The 18,913-nt window shown below is 68.7% G+C and carries 17 protein-coding genes and 1 pseudogene; 10 read left to right on the top strand and 8 right to left on the bottom strand.

Translation table 11 applies throughout. The features are described 5' to 3' along the window. The first annotated feature begins 373 nt into the window (after nt 1–373). From HR086_RS31065 to HR086_RS31050, 4 genes are all read left to right on the top strand, one after another. On the top strand, nt 374–991 hold the full coding sequence (locus tag HR086_RS31065) for a hypothetical protein (RefSeq protein WP_174467446.1): 618 nt from the start codon (nt 374–376) through the stop codon (nt 989–991). Nucleotides 992–1,090: 99 nt separating this feature from the next. After that, nucleotides 1,091–1,732 carry a metallophosphoesterase gene (locus HR086_RS31060; protein WP_174467445.1) on the top strand — a complete coding sequence of 214 codons (642 nt, stop codon included), beginning with the start codon at nt 1,091–1,093 and terminating at the stop codon, nt 1,730–1,732. A 215-nt stretch (nt 1,733–1,947) separates the two neighbouring features. After that, nucleotides 1,948–3,738 carry a signal peptide peptidase SppA gene (sppA, locus tag HR086_RS31055; RefSeq protein WP_174467444.1) on the top strand — a complete coding sequence of 597 codons (1,791 nt, stop codon included), beginning with the start codon at nt 1,948–1,950 and terminating at the stop codon, nt 3,736–3,738. A 341-nt stretch (nt 3,739–4,079) separates the two neighbouring features. Beyond that, a complete protein-coding gene (locus tag HR086_RS31050; RefSeq protein WP_141648815.1) occupies nt 4,080–5,123 on the top strand; it encodes a general secretion pathway protein GspE in 1,044 nt (347 codons plus the stop codon). Nucleotides 5,124–5,138: 15 nt separating this feature from the next. Here the strand turns inward: HR086_RS31050 and HR086_RS31045 are convergent, their stop codons facing one another. The 8 genes from HR086_RS31045 to rpmH all read right to left on the bottom strand — a co-directional run bounded on the left by HR086_RS31045 (nt 5,139) and on the right by rpmH (nt 11,161). Further along, entirely contained in the window at nt 5,139–5,750 is a 612-nt protein-coding gene (locus HR086_RS31045; protein ID WP_174456108.1) for a Uma2 family endonuclease, read from the bottom strand. Between the two features lie 77 nt (nt 5,751–5,827). Next, the gene (locus HR086_RS31040; protein ID WP_174467443.1) at nt 5,828–7,384 is read right to left on the bottom strand and encodes a tRNA modification GTPase; all 1,557 of its coding nucleotides are present in this window, start codon (nt 7,382–7,384) and stop codon (nt 5,828–5,830) included. Between the two features lie 39 nt (nt 7,385–7,423). After that, a complete protein-coding gene (locus HR086_RS31035) occupies nt 7,424–7,651 on the bottom strand; it encodes a hypothetical protein (RefSeq protein ID WP_141648817.1) in 228 nt (75 codons plus the stop codon). A gap of 11 nt (nt 7,652–7,662) precedes the next feature. Then, entirely contained in the window at nt 7,663–8,493 is an 831-nt protein-coding gene (locus HR086_RS31030) for a hypothetical protein (RefSeq protein WP_371745672.1), read from the bottom strand. Next, nucleotides 8,490–10,310: a membrane protein insertase YidC gene (gene yidC, locus HR086_RS31025; protein ID WP_174456106.1), complete on the bottom strand. Its 1,821-nt coding sequence runs from the start codon at nt 10,308–10,310 to the stop codon at nt 8,490–8,492. Before yidC ends, HR086_RS31030 begins: the two co-directional genes overlap by 4 nt. A gap of 48 nt (nt 10,311–10,358) precedes the next feature. After that, nucleotides 10,359–10,577, bottom strand: coding sequence for a membrane protein insertion efficiency factor YidD (gene yidD, locus HR086_RS31020; RefSeq protein ID WP_141648954.1), 219 nt, complete (start codon nt 10,575–10,577; stop codon nt 10,359–10,361). After that, the gene (gene rnpA, locus HR086_RS31015; RefSeq protein WP_141648953.1) at nt 10,574–10,996 is read right to left on the bottom strand and encodes a ribonuclease P protein component; all 423 of its coding nucleotides are present in this window, start codon (nt 10,994–10,996) and stop codon (nt 10,574–10,576) included. Before rnpA ends, yidD begins: the two co-directional genes overlap by 4 nt. Nucleotides 10,997–11,008: 12 nt before the next feature. Then, nucleotides 11,009–11,161: a 50S ribosomal protein L34 gene (rpmH, locus tag HR086_RS31010; protein WP_141648952.1), complete on the bottom strand. Its 153-nt coding sequence runs from the start codon at nt 11,159–11,161 to the stop codon at nt 11,009–11,011. A gap of 341 nt (nt 11,162–11,502) precedes the next feature. Between rpmH and HR086_RS31005 the strand changes: the two genes are divergently transcribed. From HR086_RS31005 to HR086_RS30980, 6 genes and pseudogenes are all read left to right on the top strand, one after another. Next, nucleotides 11,503–12,132, top strand: coding sequence for a hypothetical protein (locus HR086_RS31005; protein WP_174467442.1), 630 nt, complete (start codon nt 11,503–11,505; stop codon nt 12,130–12,132). Between the two features lie 36 nt (nt 12,133–12,168). Continuing rightward, nucleotides 12,169–15,480 (top strand): DUF3626 domain-containing protein, encoded by a 3,312-nt coding sequence (locus tag HR086_RS31000; RefSeq protein WP_174467441.1) that lies wholly within the window; start codon nt 12,169–12,171, stop codon nt 15,478–15,480. A gap of 15 nt (nt 15,481–15,495) precedes the next feature. Next, nucleotides 15,496–15,900 carry a hypothetical protein gene (locus tag HR086_RS30995; RefSeq protein ID WP_174467440.1) on the top strand — a complete coding sequence of 135 codons (405 nt, stop codon included), beginning with the start codon at nt 15,496–15,498 and terminating at the stop codon, nt 15,898–15,900. 3 nt (nt 15,901–15,903) lie between these two features. Next, the gene (locus HR086_RS30990; RefSeq protein WP_174456102.1) at nt 15,904–16,188 is read left to right on the top strand and encodes a hypothetical protein; all 285 of its coding nucleotides are present in this window, start codon (nt 15,904–15,906) and stop codon (nt 16,186–16,188) included. Between the two features lie 258 nt (nt 16,189–16,446). Next, nucleotides 16,447–17,799 (top strand): chromosomal replication initiator protein DnaA, encoded by a 1,353-nt coding sequence (gene dnaA / locus HR086_RS30985; protein ID WP_141648947.1) that lies wholly within the window; start codon nt 16,447–16,449, stop codon nt 17,797–17,799. Nucleotides 17,800–17,889: 90 nt separating this feature from the next. Next, nucleotides 17,890–18,913: pseudogene (locus HR086_RS30980) on the top strand (HEAT repeat domain-containing protein); the annotation flags it as partial.

Raw genomic sequence — 18,913 nt, 5'->3', positions numbered from 1 at the left:
GGGTAGGGGAGGGGGCAGGGGCCTGGGCCCATACCGGAGTGGTGGCCACCAGCATCAGGGGGGCCAACAGGGAAAGCGGGGTACGACGCCTCATGCGGTCCTCGCGGGTCTTCATAAAGTGCACGGCGCTTCTAACCCGGTACGGGTCATCCGCCATCCCGGAAGCCAGCACTTCCTCCTGGCGGGCGTCCACCGTGAGACAGGGGAGGGAGCGCCCGGACCCGCCCCTCGGCCCCTCGACACACGGGTTCGTCTGGATTTCCCATGACAACCCCATGGGTTGTTTGTCTGATTGCCACCGTGTCAGATTGGTTTGGTAGGGTGTCTTCAACCTTGGAAGCGGCATGGGGCCGCTCGGAGGGAGGCAGGCGGGATGGCGAGATATGACGGTGGGGGAGTGGACGCGGCGCTCAAGGACCTCTCGAAGGTCATGGAGCGCACTCGAGTGCGTCTGGATGCGCTCGACCGGAGCCACATGGAGCTCAAGGAGGCCATCCGGGACGGACGGAGGGCGTCCCAAGAGGCCACGATTGCAGTCGGGGAGCTGCGACGAGAGGTCACGGAGTTCAGGCAGGACATCACGGAGGTCAGGCAGGACGTCCGTGAGTTGAAACATGAGGTGAGTGCGCTCAAGCAGAAGGTGGAGGTCCTGGACAGCAAGGTGGAGGCCCTGGACAGCAAGGTGCATACCTTGGACAACAGGGTCCACACGCTGGAAGACAAGTCGAAGGCCTCGGACCATCGGCTCCTGGTCGTCGAGGAGAAGGTCGACGTGTTCTCCCGTGACCTCCAGGTGGTCCGAGCGGGCTTCGAGCAAGCCGTCGAGTCCCTCGCGAAGTTGAGCGAACACGTGGGTGCCTCGACCTCGGAGCTGCGTCGGGGACTGTTCCACGTCAACGGGAAGGTCGCCCGGCTCACCGTCGACCGGGAAGACACCGAGCGGCGGCTGCAAGCCCACGAGAGCATCTTGAACAAGCTGCTCAAGAACTGAGTCACTGACTCCAGAGCGAAGTGCCGCGAGGAAGGCCCTCGTGCCGGTGTAGCGTCCCCTCCAGCCTCGGACTTCCACGCCCGAAGCGAAGGGATTCGTATGAGGCTGGTGCTCATCTCCGACACCCATCGACGGCACGAGGAGCTGAAGGTCCCCGCGTGTGACGTGCTCATCCACGCGGGTGACTTCTCTCGCCGGGGAAAGCAGCCGGAGCTGGAGTCCTTCCTCGCCTGGTTCGCCAGCCGCCCGGCCCGCGAGAAGGTGTTCGTCGCGGGCAATCACGACTTCATCTGCGAGACGCAGCCCGAGCTGACCCGGACCCTGGCGCGAGAAGCGGGCGTGCACTACCTCGAAGACGAGGAGGTGCTCGTCGGGGGGCTTCGCCTCTGGGGCTCCCCGGTGACGCCTCGCTTCGGAGGCATGGCCTTCAACCGCGAGCGGGGCGCCGACATCCTCACCCATTGGAACCGCATCCCCGAGGGCCTGGATGTGCTCATCACTCACGGCCCCCCCAAGGGCCTCGGGGACCGCACGTTCCTCGGGGCGCACGTGGGCTGCTCGGACTTGCTCGCGCGCGTGCGGCAGGTCCTCCCGCGCATCCACGTCTTCGGCCACATCCACGAGTCACCGGGCGAGCACGCGCTTCCCGACGTGCCCACCCGCTTCCTCAACGTGGCCAACTGTCACCTCCACCCGTTCGGGATGCGGCCTCCCGTGGTGGTGGAGCTGGACGCGCGCTGAGCCGGGTGGCGCCACCCGCGCCAGGGGGAACGAGCGCCCCGTCCCCCGGCGAGGGCCAGGAAGACCCGTGCGTCCAGTCTTCATCCTCCGGAATGTCGCTCGGACGGCGGGGAGGCGTGGGGAGACGTGCAAGCATCGGCACCCTGGCCCGTTAAGTAGTAAGGACCGCGTGCCGGATTCGTGGCCCGTCTCCCAGGTACCAGGAGCTTCTTCGGATGAAACGATTTCTCATCGGCGCGCTCGCCTTCATTGGCGCGATGTCCGTCCTCTTCATGCTGGGCCTCATCGCCCTCATCGTGATGGCCTCCACGAGCCGCCCGAGCGTGCCGTCCAACCTCGTGCTGGAAATGGACCTGTCGCAGCCGCTGCCGGAGCACGTGTCGGGCGACTCGCTGGCCGGGGCCTTCGGTGAGGACCCGCTCACGGTGCACGACGTGGTGGATGCACTGGAGAAGGCCGGAGAGGACTCGCGGGTGAAGTCGCTGGTGGTGCGCGTGGGCACCAGCCCCGGCACTCCCGCGACGACGCAGGAGCTGCGCGACGCGGTGAAGGCGTTCCGGGCCAAGGGCAAGAAGGCCATCGCCTTCACCGACTCCTTCGGCGAGGAGGCCAACGGCACCAGCGCGTACTACTTCGCGTCGGCCTTCGACGAAATCTACATGCAGCCGTCCGGCGCGGTGAACATCATCGGCCTCGCGTTCGAGACGCCATTCGCTCGTGATGCGCTGGCGAAGCTGGGCGTGAAGCCCCAGTTCGACAAGCGCTACGAGTTCAAGAACGCGGTCAACAGCTACACCGAGCAGGGCTACACCGGGCCGCACCTGGAGGCCACCGAGCGCTTCGCGGGCAGCCTCTTCGGGCAGATGGTGCGGGGCATCGCCGAAGGGCGCGGGCTGACGGAGGACGCGGTGCGCGCGCTCATCGACCGGGCGCCGCTGCTCGCGCCGGAGGCGGTGGACGGCAAGCTGCTGAACGGCCTGCGCTACCGCGACGAGGTCTACGCCGAGCAGAAGAAGGCGGCGGGCGACGGCGCGGAGCTGCTGTACGTGAAGAAGTACCTGGAGCGCGCGGGCCGGCCGCACACCACGGGGGAGACCATTGCCCTCGTGTACGGGGTGGGCGAGGTGGCGCGCGGCAAGAGCGGAGGCAGCCCATTCGGCGAGGGGGCCATGGGCGGTGACACCGTGGCAGCGGCGTTGCGCAAGGCCTCCGAGGACTCGCGCGTGAAGGCCATCATCTTCCGCGTGGACAGCCCCGGCGGCAGCTACGTGGCCAGCGACACAGTGCGCCGCGAGGTGCAGCGCGCTCGCGAGGCGGGCAAGCCCGTCATCGCCACCATGGGCTCGTACGCCGCCAGCGGCGGGTACTACTTCGCCATGGAGGCGGACAAGATTGTCGCCCAGCCCGGCACGCTGACGGGCAGCATCGGCGTGTACACCGGCAAGTTCGTCACCAACGGCTTCTGGGAGAAGCTGGGCGTCAACTTCGACACCGTGGCGCTGGGGCGCAACGCCACGCTCGCCAGCTCGGACGCGGACTACACGCCGGAGCAGCAGGCGCGGGTGGACGCGGAGCTGGACCGCATCTACACGGACTTCACCACGCGCGCCGCGAGCAGCCGGAAGATGCCGCTGGAGAAGCTGCAGGGCCTGGCCAAGGGCCGCGTCTGGACGGGTGAGGACGCGCTGGAGAACGGCCTGGTGGACGCGCTGGGCGGCTATGCCAAGGCGCTCGAGTTGGCGAAGGAAGCGGCGAAGCTCCCCGCGGATGCCCGGGTGCGCATCGAGGAGTATCCGCGCAAGAAGAGCCCCGCCGAGGTGCTCTCCTCCGTGCTGGGTGAGACGGGGGACAACAGCGAGGACACCTCCGCCACGACGGCGGTCGTCACGCCCTGGGCGCCGCTGGTGGAGGCCACGCGCGTGGTGCATGGCCTGGGGGTGCGGCTGGGTGTCTTCGCACCCGAGCGCGGCTCGCTGTACGCGCCCATGCCCCAGACGCGCTGGTAGCGGGCCTTTCCGTTTTACGCGCCCCCGCGTGCCTTCCGGACGCAGGGGCGTGATGTCGGAACGCCGTGGATCCAAGGGCTTCGGGGCGCGCGGCATGCCTCGAAGCCCTTTTCGCGCCGTCACAACCCTGGACGCGCTCCGTCTCCCAGAGGAGACGTGACGACGCGGCACGGTGGGTGGGCGCCCCTGGGCCCCTGCCTTGCAGATGTCGTGGACGCGGAACCGTCTGTCGTCGGCGAGGAAGCCGAAACGGCCGGTGCGAGCGTAGAACTGTTTCAATTTTCCGGGACGAGTGCGTTCCCAGGGGTAGTGGCCGCCGTGGGGGGCCGGAGGAGCCGGGTATGAAGAAGCGACTGGGGGACATCTTGCTGGCGCGCGGCGTGATTGATGCGCTGCAGCTCCACTCCGCGCTGGCGTATCAGCGCAAGTGGGGGGTGCCGTTGGGGCAGGTGGTCGTGGATCAACGCTTCTGCTCGGCGGATCAGGTGCTGGAGGCGCTGGCGGAGCAGGTGGGAATGCAGACGGTGGACCTGTCGGCGCAGGCGCCCGAGCCCGGCCTGGCGCGGCTGATTCCGGAGCGGGTGGCGGAGGCGCACCGGGTGGTGCCCCTGCGGCTGGAAGGACACGCGCCCAAGGACACGCTCGTGGTGGCCATGGCCGCTCCGGCGAGCCTCGCGTCGCTGGACGCGGTGAAGAGCGTGACGGGGCGGACGCGGGTGGTGGCGAAGCTGGCCACGGATGCGTCCATCCGCCGAGCCATTGGCCGGATGTACCGGGGCGAGACGGACGTCGTCGCCCGGCGGCCCGGCATGGAGGGGTTCTCCCTGCCCGAGGCGGACGAGCAGATGACCATGGTGCTCGGCGCCAGCATGGTGGAGCTGACGAACATGGAGGCGCCGCCCGAGGAGGCGCTGCCGCTCCTGTCCTCGCTGGAGGAAGAGGCGGCGCGGCCCCAGCCCGCGGTGAAGGTGCCCGCGCCGAGGGCGCCCTTGCGCTCGAAGCTGCCCACGCTGACGGCGGCCCGTCCGGAGCCCATGGCCCAGGTGCTGGTGTACGGCTGGGGCGTGGACGCGGCTGCGGGGCTGGTGAAGGTGCTGGCGGGCGCGGGACTCACCTCCCGCGTGGCGAGCACCGAGGAGCTGCTGGCTTCGAGCGAGATGCAGGTGGTGGTGACGCCGCTTCCGTCGCTGGAGGCCCTGGGGTGCAAGGTGCCCGCGCAGGTGGTGGTGGCGGGCAAGACGCCCGAGGTGGACCTGCCTCGCGCGCAGGCGGTGGGGGCCCGAGGCTTCCTGGCCGCCCCGGTGGATCCGGACCTCCTGCTGCGTGCGGTGCGCAGGATGGTGCATCCCGCGGGTGATGCCACGTTTCTCCGCCGCGCCAGCTGAAGGGCGCGACGGGAGTCAGGGCACGGCGGAGAGCAGTGAGGTCTCCCCGCACAGCGAGGACTCGGGGAGCCACAGCGTCTCGAGTTCCACCGGTGCGGAGGTGAAGGGCTCGGCGCGCACCAGCGCGTCGGACTCGTAGCAGCCGGTGAGGAGCCAGCCTCGCTTGACGCGCTGGTACGTCTCCAGCGTGCGCGCGAGGGGGTCCACCAGCCAGACATGGGAGACGCCCTGGCGCGCGTAGACGGGCAGCTTGCGCGTGCGGTCCAGCGCGGCGGTGGAGGGCGCAAGCACTTCGCACACCCAATCCGGGGCCAGCGTGAGGAAGGGCACGTCCGGGTCGATGGGGGAGGCGACGCGGTCTCGACGCCAGCCGGCCACGTCCGGGACGAGCACGTCGTGACCGAGCCGAAGCTCGGGGGCGCGCAGGAAGCACCAGCGGCCACTGCCACCCCGGCGTCGGTCGAGCTGTTCGCCCAGTTCCACCCCCAGCATGAAGGCGGCGCGAGTCTGCGCGGGAGTCAGCCTGGGTGAAGCGACGAACTCCTCGTCGAGGACTTCTCCCACCCAGCCCGAGGGCAGGGCCGAGAGCATCGAGTGGTTCGCCAGGTGGATGATGCCTTCCGTCACAGCGCCTCCGAAGGTGCGGCGGTTGAGGGCGGCATTCTAGGAGGGGGTCTGACACGTCCCCGACTGCTCGGAACGCGTCACTTTCCGATGCAGAATCGCTGGAAGATTGCGTCGATGAGTGCCTCGGAAGCGGAGGTTCCGGACAGTTCGCCGAGCGCCTCCAGGGCGAGGGCCAGCTCACCGGAGACGACTTCCAGGGTGGACAGGCGCGACGCGGACTCCGCGCGAGAAAGTGCCTCGGCGGCGCGACGCAGGGCATCGGCGTGGCGCTCGGACACGAGGGCTACCGCGGAGGGCGTACCGCCACCCCACAGCCGGGAGAGGAGGGATTCGCGCAGGGCGTCCACGCCTTCGCCCGTGAGCCCGCTGACACGCGGGCGGGGTGGGAAAGCCGACGAGGGTGCTTCGACGCCGAGCCTGCTATCGCCCTCGCCGGTCAGCCCGCTGACACGCGGGCGCGGTGGGGAATCCAACGAGGGTGCTTCGACGCCGAGCCCTCCATCGCCTTCACCGGTCAGCCCGCTGATGCGGCGACGCGGCGGGAGTGTCCCTCCCGCCGTCGTCTCAGCATCGGATGCTGCCTCGGCTTCGCTGACACGGGGGAGCGGCGCACCGAGGGTCTCCGGCCCCACGTCGCACTTGCCGTCGATGACCAGCACGTCCGTCGCGCCCGCCTCGGCCCGCCAGCGCTCCGCGTCAGACTCGGAAGTCCCTGGAGGCAGCACGAGCACCGTCAGGTCCACGCCCGCCAGCAGCTCGCGCGTCCGGGCGATACCCAGCGCCTCCACGCGGCCCGGCGTCTCGCGCAGTCCCGCCGTGTCGAACAGCGTGACGCCCAGGCCGTTCCACTCGACACGGGCCTCCAGTGCATCGCGCGTCGTCCCAGGCTCGTCGTCCACCAGCGCGCGCGCCTCGCCCACCAGTCGGTTGAACAGCGTGGACTTGCCCGCGTTGACCGGGCCAAACAACGCCACGCGCGCGCCCCGGCGCACCAGTCGACCCTGTCCCGCCTCGGAGAGCAGCACCTCCGCCCGAGCCCGCAGCGCCTGGACTCGCGCCTCCGAATCCTCGTCCGCGCCCTCCGCCTCGTCGGGGAAGTTGAGCACTCCCTCCAGGTCCGCATGCAGCGAGCGCAGCGGCTCCTCCAGCGCACGCACCCGCTCCGTGAGCGCACCCGAGAGCCCCGCCGCGGCGGCACGCACCGCGGACTCCGAGTCGGCCGCCACCAGGTCCGCCACCGCCTCCGCGCGCGTCAGGTCGATGCGGCCATTCAGGAAGGCGCGCCGGGTGAACTCACCGGACGCCGCGGGACGCGCGAGCCCGTCCTCCAGCGCACGCGCCAGCAACAACTGAAGCAATCGCGGACTGCCGTGCGCCTGGAGCTCCACCACGTCCTCGCCCGTGAAGGAGGAGGGCGCGCGGAAGTAGAGGAAGAGGCCCTCGTCCAGCGCCCGGCCCTGCGCATCCACGAAGCCCGCGAGGTACGCGTGGCGAGGCGTGGGCTCCACGGGAATGCTCGGCGCCAGGCGGCGACCCACCTCCAGCGCGGCGGGGCCCGACAGCCGGAGGATGCCCACGGCCCCAGCGGTGGGTGCCGTGGCCAGCGCGACGATGGTGGAAGTGGCTGAAGTCATCTCGGCTGGGGAGCGATGCTCCCCTCCGCGCGGGAGAGACTACCGGGGCCCCATGGGGGGCGTGGAACCACGGGCGGCCTTTTCGACGGCCTCGCGATTCTCCTCGATGTACTTCTCGACCGCTCCGTCTTCGATTTCCAGGTCCCGGAGCACTCCCGGGTAGACGAAGCGGAAGGCGGGAGACTCCTCATCCCCGCGCAGGCGGAAGCTCATCTTCAGCACCGCCGCGCCGTACAGCTTGTCCTTGAGACCCTTCGCCTTGCCCATGCACCGCCCTCTCACTCGTCGAAATCGTCCTCGTCATCATCCGGGAGCAAGCTCCGCTTGGGCAGCGGCGCCGGCTTCTCCGGAGTGAACACGACACGGCGGTTGCGACCCTCGCCCTCGGCCGTCACCTTCAACCCCGCCACACCTTCTACCGCCTTCAAGACGCGCGCGCGGTCATCCTGTTTCATCGCGGCGAGCGCGTAGAAGCGCCCCAGGCTGGCGGACTTCTCCGCGAGCCGGCGGACCGCCTCTCGCAGCGCCGCATCCTCTTCCACGGCCACCGAGCGCTCATCCGACTCGCCGCCCGCCCGCGCGGGCGCCGCCGCACTCCGAGGCGCCGCGGCCTGAGCCGCCCCTCGCTGCGCCTGCTTCCCGGGAGCCTGCGACTGAGCCACGGGAGCAGGCGCACGGGGCGCCGCCGCGGGAGCAGGAGCCGGGGCCGCCGCCGCGCCAGCCACGGGGGCGGGCGCCTGCGCGGGGGCCTGCTGCTGCGGCTCGCGACGCTGACGAGGCTCCGGGTGCGCGCCACAGCCCAGCACCACCCAGCGCCGCTCGACGCCGGGACGGTGCAGCATCTTGTTGAGCAGGAACTGGAGCGAATCCAGCACCTGACTGCGGCGACCCTGCTCCACGCCGGGAGGAGGACCCGCCTCGAAGTGCAGCGCGACGGACAGGCTGCCATCCGCCGCGTCCTGCATGTCCAGGCGCGCGGGGAAGCCCATCAGCCCGAGGATGTCCCCGAGGAGCTTCTCCACGCGCGGCCGGAAGTCCGGGGCCGGAGTCCCGCCCGAGGCGGGAGCGCCGCCCACGGGGGCCTGCTGAGGAACCTGCTGCTCGCTCACTTGCGTTTTCCTCCCGCTGTCGCCACCGCGGGCGTTCCGCCCCCTGCCTGGGGCTTGTTCTTCCGGTCCAGCCACTTCCGGAGCCCGTACTGCTGCGCGATGGAGAGGATGTTGTTGGTGAAGATGTAGAGCGACAGGCCCGCCGGGTACTGAAGCAGCGTCAGCGTGAAGATGCCGGGCACGAACCAGGTCATGATCTTCGCCTGGGTCGCATCCATCATCTGCGGCTGCATCTTCTGGGTGATGATCATCGAAATGCCCAGCGCCAGGGGCAGCAGGTACGTGGGGTCCTTGTAGGTCAGGTCCCTCCAGATGGGACCGAAGAAGGGCTCACCGTACAGGTCGAAGCTGTTGCGCAGCGCCGTGAAGAGGGCAATCCAGACCGGCATCTGGATGAGCAGCGGGAGGCAGCCGCCGAGCGGATTGACCTTCGCCTCCTGGTACAGCTTCATGATTTCCACGTTCTGCTGCTCGCGGTTGTCCGCGAACTTCTTGCGAATCTCCTCCATGCGCGGCTGGAGCTTCTTCACCTCTTCCATGCTGACCATGGAGCGGTAGGTGAGTGGCAGCAGCACCAGCTTCACCACGACGGTGAGCAGGATGATGGCCACGCCCCAGTTGCCGGTGAGGCCGTGGAAGAACTTCATGATGCCCAGCAGAATCTTGCAGATGACCGCCCAGATGCCGAAGTCGACGGTGTCCTCGAGCTTCGGGTGGAACACGGCCTCGCCCAGGCCCGCGGCCTGACGCAGCTCCGGACCGGGCACCACGGCCATCAGGTCCGGGTCCTTGGGGCCCAGGTAGCCGCCGAGCCGCAGCGTCACCGTCTCGCCCGCGCCCACGCTCAGCGGGAAGGCCGCCGTCACCTGCCGCGCGGTGGGCGTGGCGGTGAGGATGCAGTGACCGGGGCGCGGCCCGTCCAGCGGGTAGAGCGCGGACAGGAAGTACTGCTGGTTGATGCCGAAGAAGTGGATCTGCCCCTTGGTGTCCTCGGGCTTGTCGTCGCCCGGGTTCATGTTGTGGAGCTTCTCGTCCACCCAGCACGCGGAGCGGCTCAGGTTGCCCACGCCGCCGAAGAAGGACGGCGCGTGCTCGAAGTTCGGGTCGATGGCACGGCCGTAGTGAACTTGAAGCTCGCCGTTCTGAGGCTGGCCGGAGGTGTTCTTCACCTGGATGGTGTACGTGAGCTCGAAGCCCTCGTGCGGCCACTGGAGCACCTTCACGACTTCCCACGGGCCCTGGCGGCCGGTGAAGGTGACGGACTCGGCGCCGCCGCCCTTCTTCTCCTCCACCGTGTAGGGCACGTTCTTCGGCAGGGGGCTTGAGCCCTCGATGGTGACGGACAGGGGCAGCGGCTCGTTGGGCACCGGCTGCGCCAGGTTCATCTGCGGCGCGGGAGGCACCTCCTTGCCCACCAGCAACTGCCAGCCCTGGGCCAACGTGAGCGAGTGCTGCTCACGCAGCTTCACGCCCTGCAACTGGGCCTCCGTCAGGCCCGCCCCCAGCGAGGAGAAGCGGTAGACGGAGTCCTTGCGCATCATCTCCACCTGCCGCGCGGGCGGGGGAGGGGTGGCATCCGAGGGAGTTCCGGTGGGCGGCGGCGTGCCCTCACCGGACGGCGGAAGGGCGGCCTGGGCCGTGGTGCCCGCATCCTGCGTCGTGCCGGTGGTCGTCACACCCGCGTCGTCGGCGCCGGGGGCGGCCGGCGGGGGCGGGAAGAGGAACATCCATCCGGCGGTGACGGCGAAGGAGAGCAGCAGGGCGACCAGCAGCCGCTTCTGGGAGTCGTTCGACTGGGGCGAAAGCGGATCGTTCATAGAGGTCCCTCCCCTCGGGGGAGGGTGCGGCAAGGGGTGGAAGCCCCGTCACGGCACCGGGTCGATGCCACCGGGGTGGAAAGGCTGGCAGCGCATCAAGCGCCACAGGGTGAGCCAGGAGCCCTTGAGGCCTCCGTGCTTTTCCAGCGCCTCCATGGCGTAGGTGGAGCAGGAGGGGTGGAAGCGGCACACCTTCGGCAAGAGCGGCCCGAGGAACTTCCGGTAGAACCGGATGGGCAGCGAGATGGCGAAGGCGAGCGGGCTCATCTGGGAGGCTCCTTCGGCTTCGGCTCGGCGGCCGGCGGGAGCCGCTGCAGCTTACGGGTGACACCGTCGAAGGCGCGGGACAGAGCCACGAAGGAGGCTTCCTTCGCGGACGAGCGCGCCACCAACACAACGTCCAGGCCCGGGGGCCATTGCATGCGGCGCTTGCGGAACAACTCCCGCAGCACCCGCCTCAGGCGCGCCCGTACCACCGCGTTTCCCACCTTGCTCGACACGGTGAGGCCAACACGGGAGTACGTCCGGCCATTGCGCTTGTAGAGAGCGAGGAGACAGTCGGAGGGGAGCTTCTGCCCACCGTCCTGCACCTCGAGGAACTCACGCCTGCTGAGCAGGCGAAGGGCCTTGGGGAAGCGCTGGTCTGCCGGGCCCTGCTGCCCCGGCGTCGCACCCTCGGCCCTCACACGCGGACTCGCTTACTTCTTCGCAGCCGACACGACCAGCCGCTTGCGGCCCTTCGCGCGGCGGCGCTTGAGGACATCCCGGCCGGACTTGGTGGCGTTGCGCTTGCGGAACCCGTGGGTGCGGTTGCGGCGCAGCTTCGACGGCTGGTACGTGCGCTTGGACACGGCTCGAACTCCTTGATGATGAAGGCGGCGCCTCCTGCTGCTCCGGCGCGACCTGAACTAGGGAAAGGGCCGGGGGCATACCCCATTTCCAGGGTAAGTCAACGGAGGATCACCTCCACCCGCCCCATTTTCCCGATCCTGGGAACGAAACCGTCGCCCCCTGCCCACAGAGGGGGCGCCTGCCTGCCTACATGGGTCCGGAAACGGAAGTCCAGGCCGCCGGGCCGATCACCCCGGGGCTCGGAACTTCCGCCAAGCCCTGCAATGCGCTCAAACGACCTTTCGCGCCGCGTTAGAGTCGGGCGATGCCCCAGGTGCATGTCGCCCAGGAACATGAGTGCTTGAATGACATCGCGGCTCGCTACGGCCTGCTCCCCGAGGCCATCTGGAATGACCCGGGTAACGCTGAACTCCGTGGGCTGCGCCAGGACCCCAATGTGCTCCTGGCCGGCGATGTCCTGACGATTCCCGCCCTCCAGCAGGTCCGCCACGCCGCCCAGACGGGCAAACGCTACCGCTTCCGCCGCAAGGGCGTGCCCGTGCAGGTCCAGGTGCGGCTCCTGAGCGGCTCGGAGCCCCGAAAGGACGCCCGGTACCTCCTGGAGGTCGACGGTGAGGCCCACTCCGGCACCACCGGGCCCGACGGGGACGTCACGTTCTGGGTCATGCCGGGCAGCCAGCAGGCCACGCTCGATCTGGAAGGGGAGGAGCGCTACGAGTTGAAGCTGAGCCGGTTGGACCCGGCCACGGAGGCCAGCGGCGTGCGCCAGCGGCTCATCAACCTGGGCTACCTGGACGTCGAAGGGGACGAGGACGAGCTCGCCGTCGCCGTCATCGCCTTCAAGCGCGAGCACTGCGGCCTGGAGCTGACACCCGAGGACCTGCTCGCGTGTGACGACGACGCGTACGAGCGCGTCACCACCGTCGACGACCGCACGCGCACCCAGCTCATCGCCATCCACGGCTCCTGACCTTCACCGTCCAACATCGCGCCCGCGAAAGCCCTCATGGCCCACGAGTGGATTCTCTACATCGACAGTGACGCAACCGTTCTGCGCGCCACGCGGAACCTCCTGAGCCGCTACGACCTCTTCCAGCTGCGTGAAGACACCGGATGGATGACGGACACCCTCATCGACCACGGCGTCACCGGCTACGACGACGGGCTGGGGGCGCTGAACGCCCACCAGGTGATGTGGATTTCCCCCTCCGTGGTCAAGGCGGGCAAGGACGGGGATGACGAGGCCTTCGGCAACTCCCTGGGCGCGGAGCTGGGTGCCGCGCGGCACCTGGACCTGGCGACCACCCAGCTGCCGAAGGACGCGCCGGTGCTCCTCTTTCCCGTCAACACCGAGGAGACCCACTGGAGCCTGCTCGTCTTCTCCGCGGCGACCCGCGCCTTCGTGCACTACGACTCCCTGGGGGAGAGCAACGCGGGCGCGGCCCGGGCCCTCATCCAGAAGCTCCACGCGAAGGGCTATCTCTCCCGGGCGCTCGACTTCACGACCTCCGCGGACGTCGAGCGGCAGGAGGATGGCTACAACTGCGGCCTCTACGTCATCCAGTTCGCCCGGGCCCTGATGCGCGCGGGGCAGACGCTCTCCGCGAACCCGCTCGGCCTCATCACCAGCGCGAGCTGCGACCTGCTGCGAGGACAGATGTTGAGGGCGCTCGAGCCCCTCTTTCCGCCCGCGCCCCTGGCCCAGCCACCGCCTCCGCTCGGGGGCGAGTCGTCTGCCCGGAAGGAGCGCAAGCCTCCCGAGCCCACGAAGAAGAGCGACTCGGACGTCATCCTCAAGAAGTCGCTGATGAGCACGAAGAGCAGCCGGAAGAAGAAGCTCAAGACGGCCCTGCTGCTCGCGACGAACAACGACCGGGACTTCACCAAGTGCTTCATCCACACCAGCCCGAGCGCGCTGACGGTCATCAACGGCGAGCGCGCCGAGAGCCTGATGACCCTGGTGGACGAAGGACGGACCCTCTGGGAGGTGCTCGGTGAGTCGTCGAGCGTTCCCTCACCTCGGAAGCCCAAGGGAGGCGGGTTCGTCTCCAAGTACTCCACCTATGTGGAGAAGGGCGGCTTCACGCTGGAGCCCCGACTCCATCCAGACACCTCCGAGGCCATCCAGACGGACCGGACGCAGAGCCTCCTCAAGCGCGTGCCCGCGGAGGGCTTCCAGCCCACCTTCTTCCAGTTCCAGCGCCAGGACATGAACACGCTCCTGGCGCACTACGAGCAGAACGTTCCCGACTTCCACCACAACCACCAGCACATCGCGCGCAGCCTGATACTCGGCATGGCCATGGCGAACTTCTACCTGCGCCATGGCCAGCCGCGCTTCCTGCCCGGGGACACGCGACCGGAGAGCTTGCGCACCAAACCAGCCAATGACGACGGGCAACGCGACGAAGCCCTCGCGCGGATGCCCGAGCCCGAGCTGGATGAGGTGGACATCTCCGCCATCGCCTACGGCATCGGCATGCATGACTGCGCCCGCGCCAGCTCAGGCAAGGACGTCTGGGAGCACGAGAGCGCGCGCAACTGCTTCTACTACCTGCGCGAGTCCGGCTACGGGAACGAGTACGCCGCCTACGTCGCGAGGATGATCGTCAAGAACGAGCAGAACGACGACGAGCGAAAGGAGAAGCCGAAGCCCCCGGAGGAGAAGGGCGTCTCCGTCGCGAAGGTCCTCACCGTGAGCAAGGTGGACAGCCGCTCCGCGAAGAAGGGCGACGCGAAGAACACCGCGCGCACGGATGAGCCCAAGCCTCCGAGGCTGGGGGACCTCAACGAGCAGATTGTCCACGACGCGGACACGCTCGAAATCCACCGCGTCCTCAACAACAAGAAGTTCCTGCCAGAGCGACTGCTGTTCCTGACCGATGAGCGGCTGGACAGGGTGAAGCTGGCGGAGGGACGCAAGCAGGAGTTCCGCGAGCAGCTCATCGCGGACGCGGCCTGGTTCGTCCACATCACCGAGAAGATCGCCGTGCCGCCCGAAGACGGAGACGACGGCAAGCCCGGAGGGCCAGGGAGGGTCCACTTCGAGGAAGGGCTCAAGTCCTTCCGGGGCGTGACGAAGCAGTTCTGCGGCTACTTCGAGGCCCACGAGTCGGTGCTCATCGAGGCCATCGTCCAGAAGCCTCGGTCCTTCCCCTTCTTCTACCAGTACTACTTCCACGCCTGCTTCGACCCGAAGGACGCCCAGTTCCTGAAGCTCACGCCCGAGGAGCGCCTGGTGCTGGTCCGCGCGCGCATCAACACCATCGAGCGCGTGACGCGCGACCACGCCCTCGCCACCGAGGCCCTGACGGCCTTCAACGCCACGGGCTCCACGGACTACACCGTCGAGAACTTCGGCCGGGATTTGGTGCAGTTCCAGCTCACGGCGAACCTCAACTGCGATGACCTGGAGAAGGTCATCGACGCGGTGGACCGGGGCACGAAGCTGCCGGCACACCTGGCCCAGTACTGGGAGATCTTCTTCAAGACGGGCAAGCAGCGCGTGGGCGCGAGCACGGACTCGGTGCCTCGCGACAACGCCGAGCGCTTCAAGGTCCAGTACCAGACCCCCTGCGAGTCCCCTGGCTTCGACCGCGCGCGCCGACCCAAGTACGCCGCCATCAACCTGGCGCAGACGACGTCCGGCGCGTGCCCCAAGTACGGCGACGCGGCCTACATCCTCAAGCCCCACCTCTGGCGGCGCATCACCCTCACGCACAACGACACCTTCAGCGTGGGCGTGTTCCCCGACGACCTCTGCACGCCCACCCACCCGTTCACCCTCTTGAAGCAGATCAGCGGCCTGCGCTTCCAGGAGGACCACCTGAAGCTCTACGCCGCCGGGCGGGGACAGAACGACGGCCTGCGCAGGGCGGCCCAGAAGAAGGCCGCCATCCCCTACATCGAGGCCCACATCCACGGGCTCGTCGAGTGGGCCCACGACGTGGAGGAGATTCGCATCAGCGTGAACCCGGCGAGCCGCGACGCGTACAAGAGCGAGGAGAAGGTCTGGGACTGGGGCGCCTTCGACGCGAAGCTGCTCGCCTTCGCTCAACTATGGGCCACCGACGAGCGCCCCGGCGGCATCCCCGTGCGCTACGTGAGCGACGAGAGCTTCGAGGTCTTCGCCACTCGGGACGACGCGATGAAACAACAGAACCCCCTCGGCGCGCGGACCGTCACCGGAAAGCTCTCCGGCGCGCAGCACCACAAGGCGCCTCCAAAGCCGAAGCTCCCCGTGTCCGACTCGAAGCCTCCCGACTCGAAGCCTCCCGACTCGAAGCTCCCCAGCTCCGAAGCGGAGTCCACGCTCTAACGGATGCCCTCGCCCATGCTGACCATTCGAGAGAACCAGTTGAGCGCGCTCGGCGCCGTCTCGGAGCAGCGCTTCGAAGCGGACCTGCGCGAGCACCTGCGGCGCCACTTCCCCGAGGAGCTGCGAGCCCTGGACGACGCAGCGCTCGCGGCGCATGTGAGAGAGGGCATGAGTCAGGCGAAGGCGCGCTCGCTCACGTCCAGGCAGGGCCTCACCTGGTACCTGGAGGTGACGGCGCTGCACGGGCTCGACTTCGAGTCACGTCCCGAGCTGCGCTGGGCCGCACAGATGCTCGATGACGCGGACGTCACCGAGCCGCACGAGCGGATGCGCCGCCTGCACCTGGAGGCGACACGCAGGAAGCAGCGCGAAGCACGCAACGCCCAGACGCGACAGCGCTTCAGGAACGGAGGGACCTAGGACATGGGCCTCGAAGACAACAGTGCCGCGGTGCAGGCGTGCCCCCTGGAAGAGGGCTGGGTGGAGTTGGAGCTGGTGGGAGAGAACGACATGCCCATCGCCAACGAGCGCTTCATCGTCATCCTCGCGGACGGCACCCAGCGCAAGGGACGCACGGATGCGCGGGGCTTCGCGCGCGTCGGCGGACTGCCCCCGGGGCCGTGTCACCTCTGCTTCCCGGAGCTGGATGCCCAGAGCCACGAAGCGCTGGGCGTGGTGCCCTCCAGCGGATCCACCGGGAGCCCCTGAGGGCGCGCACGCGCGAAACCGCGCCCTTTTGCATTCCGTACCCACAGTCAAGTCGGGACAGGGGAACCCCAGCGGTTGGGGGGCGTCGGGCGGATCTCCACAATCGCGCCGGGGCGGCATGGCCGTTGCCGATCATCCGGACCCGGAAAAGATCCTTCAACGGCGCCGCTTTGGGTCGGTAGCTTGATCCACCCGGAAGCGTCTGTTAGCACCGCCAGACGCTCGCAACTCCCTCCGCTTTGCACGGTTGAGACACACTTGAACGCCCTCGCTCAGGCCGCACCCTCCATTCCAAGTGCTGGAATTCTCTGGAACAAGATGCTGGAGGCCATCCGTCAGGAAGGCCGTCAGTACGCGCTCCAGTGGTTGGACCGGGTTCGCGCGCTGGAGGTCCGTGACGGGGCGCTCGTCCTCGGTGTTCCGGATCGCTTCTTCCGCGACTGGGTGGATGACCACTACCGCGGATTGCTCGAAGGACACCTGGCCCGGTTGGGTGACGGACTCGTCTCCGTCGCCTACGAAGTGGTGGAGGGACTGGTCCCGGAGGGCTTCTTCCCGCCCACACCCACCGTGAAGGTGAGCATTGGCCGTCCTTCGAGGCTGAACAGCCGCTTCACGTTCAACACCTTCGTGGTGGCGGACAGCAACCAGCTCCCCGCCGCGGCGGCGCAGGCCGTGTCCGACAAGCCGGGCCACCACTACAACCCGCTCTACATCTACGGCGGCACCGGTCTGGGGAAGACGCACCTGCTGCAGGCGGTGGGCAATCACATCTGGGAGAAGGACCCCACGCAGCGGGTGGTGTTCCTGTCGAGCGAGCAGTTCACCAACGAGTACGTGGAGAGCGTTCGCGAGCACCGCATGACGGACTTCCGGCGGAAGTTCCGGGAAGAGTGCGACGTGCTGCTCATCGACGACATCCAGTTTCTGGGCAAGCGCGAGGAGACGCAGAAGGAGTTCTTCTACACCTTCAACACGCTCTACGAGCTGGGCAAGGCCATCATCCTCACCAGCGACACGGTGCCCGCGGAGATTCCGGGCCTGGAGGAGCGACTGCGCAGTCGCTTCACCATGGGGTTGATGACAGACATCCGCGAGCCCACGTACGAGACGCGGGTGGCCATCCTCCAGAAGAAGGCCCTGACGGAGAACCTGGACCTGCCGGACTCGGTGGCGCACTTCATCGCCAAGCACATCCAGAAGAACGTGCGTGAGCTCGAAGGCGCGCTGGTGAAGCTGTCGGCGGTGCACAGCCTGACGCGCCAGCCGGTGACGGAGGAGTTCGCCGCGGAGGTGCTGCGCGACATCCTCCCCGCGCAGAACGTGGTGGACGTGGAAGCCATCCAGCGCGAGGTGGCCCGCTTCTACAAAGTCACGGTGGAGTCGCTGAAGGAAGACCGCCGTCACAAGGCCCTGGCGCATGCGCGGCAGGTGGCCATGTACCTGAGCCGCAAGCTGACCAAGAGTTCCTACCCGGAGATTGCGTCGCGCTTCAGCAAGGACCACTCCACCGTCATCTCCGCCGTGCGCAAGGTGGAGGGGCTGCGGGAGTCGGACCCCACCGTGAAGCGGGAGCTGGCGGAGCTGGAGCTGCGGCTCGGCGGTCAGTGAGCGTTCGGTCTTCCTCCTTCCCGGGTTGAGGCACCGCGTCACGCCGGGCCGACGACCAGGAATGGGGGGTGGCTCCGTATCTCAGGTGCCGTGTCCCCTCGCCTGAAGAGCCTGGTGCCCCTCATCGTCTTGCTGGCGGTGATGGCCCTGTGGAGCTTCGAGGCGCAGCGAGGCTGGAAGCCGTCCGCGCCCACCCAGGTCATCTCGGTGAGCCACCCCGCACCGCGCTCCGACGAGCCCCTCCCCACCGCTGTCCCAAAGACAGTCCCACCCGGGAAGCGAGGCCGCCAACGCGTGCTGACGCCCGGACTGGAGCACCGGTACTCGTTCGACCTGGATGCGCGTTCGGCCGAGCAGCTCCCCGGCGCGGAGACGGGACGCACCTGGCGGCACACCGGCTGGAGCGGAGTGCTGGAGCTGACGTATCTGGGCGAGGAGGGAGGGCAGCACTTCTTCTCCGCTCGGGTGGAGCCCTCGCGGGTGGAGGTGGAGGAGCCACTCGGAGAGGACGAACTGCGCGCCTTTCGTTCGCGCTTCGAGCGGCCCGTGTACATGGCCCAGGACCCCCGTGGACGCGTGCTGTCGGTGCACTTCGACGGGGAGCTGGCCGCGCGGGAGCGGCGGTTCGTGCGCTTGCTGATTGCGGCCACCCAGTTCGTGGCGGAGGACGGGCGGAGCTGGAGCACGGAGGAGACAGACACCACCGGGGACTACGAGTCGGAGTACCGCGCGGGGGGCAGCGCGAACACGTACGTGAAGACGAAGCGGCGCTACCTGCGGACGGCGCTGCCGTTGTGGGCGCCGACGGGGCCTCGGGGTCCGGGCCTGGTGGTGCCTCGGCTGCGGGGGCACCTGGACTTCATGCTCGACGAGGACGGGCTCTTGCGAGAGGTGACGGGCTCGGACGTGGTGGAGCTGGGAGGCGGCGCGACGGGACTGCCCCAGACGCGCGCGGAGACCCGGGTGGCGCTGACTCGACTGGAGACGCCGCGTCGGACATCGCTGTCGATGCGAGTGTTTCGAGAGTCCCGGAGCCGGCTGCACGCGGAGCCCCTGTCGGCGATGGAGTCCGCGCGCATGGGGGCGGCGACGGTGGAGGGGGACCGTCGGCTGG

Origin of the sequence: Myxococcus sp. CA039A, assembly GCF_013336645.1 — a bacterium.
GTDB classification, from domain to species: domain Bacteria; phylum Myxococcota; class Myxococcia; order Myxococcales; family Myxococcaceae; genus Myxococcus; species Myxococcus llanfairpwllgwyngyllgogerychwyrndrobwllllantysiliogogogochensis.
Note: the sequence above shows the minus strand (reverse complement) of the source record. Positions and strands in the feature narration are given on the sequence as shown.

What these genes read in the sequence shown, in the direction of transcription:
- sppA (WP_174467444.1), top strand. Translation starts at nt 1,948, where the DNA reads ATGAAACGATTTCTCATCGGCGCGCTCGCCTTCATTGGCGCGATGTCC.
- HR086_RS31050 (WP_141648815.1), top strand. Translation starts at nt 4,080, where the DNA reads ATGAAGAAGCGACTGGGGGACATCTTGCTGGCGCGCGGCGTGATTGAT.
- HR086_RS31040 (WP_174467443.1), bottom strand. Translation starts at nt 7,384, where the DNA reads ATGACTTCAGCCACTTCCACCATCGTCGCGCTGGCCACGGCACCCACC.
- HR086_RS31065 (WP_174467446.1), top strand. Translation starts at nt 374, where the DNA reads ATGGCGAGATATGACGGTGGGGGAGTGGACGCGGCGCTCAAGGACCTC.
- yidD (WP_141648954.1), bottom strand. Translation starts at nt 10,577, where the DNA reads ATGAGCCCGCTCGCCTTCGCCATCTCGCTGCCCATCCGGTTCTACCGG.
- HR086_RS31035 (WP_141648817.1), bottom strand. Translation starts at nt 7,651, where the DNA reads ATGGGCAAGGCGAAGGGTCTCAAGGACAAGCTGTACGGCGCGGCGGTG.
- HR086_RS30990 (WP_174456102.1), top strand. Translation starts at nt 15,904, where the DNA reads ATGGGCCTCGAAGACAACAGTGCCGCGGTGCAGGCGTGCCCCCTGGAA.
- yidC (WP_174456106.1), bottom strand. Translation starts at nt 10,310, where the DNA reads ATGAACGATCCGCTTTCGCCCCAGTCGAACGACTCCCAGAAGCGGCTG.
- HR086_RS31000 (WP_174467441.1), top strand. Translation starts at nt 12,169, where the DNA reads ATGGCCCACGAGTGGATTCTCTACATCGACAGTGACGCAACCGTTCTG.
- HR086_RS30995 (WP_174467440.1), top strand. Translation starts at nt 15,496, where the DNA reads ATGCTGACCATTCGAGAGAACCAGTTGAGCGCGCTCGGCGCCGTCTCG.
- HR086_RS31060 (WP_174467445.1), top strand. Translation starts at nt 1,091, where the DNA reads ATGAGGCTGGTGCTCATCTCCGACACCCATCGACGGCACGAGGAGCTG.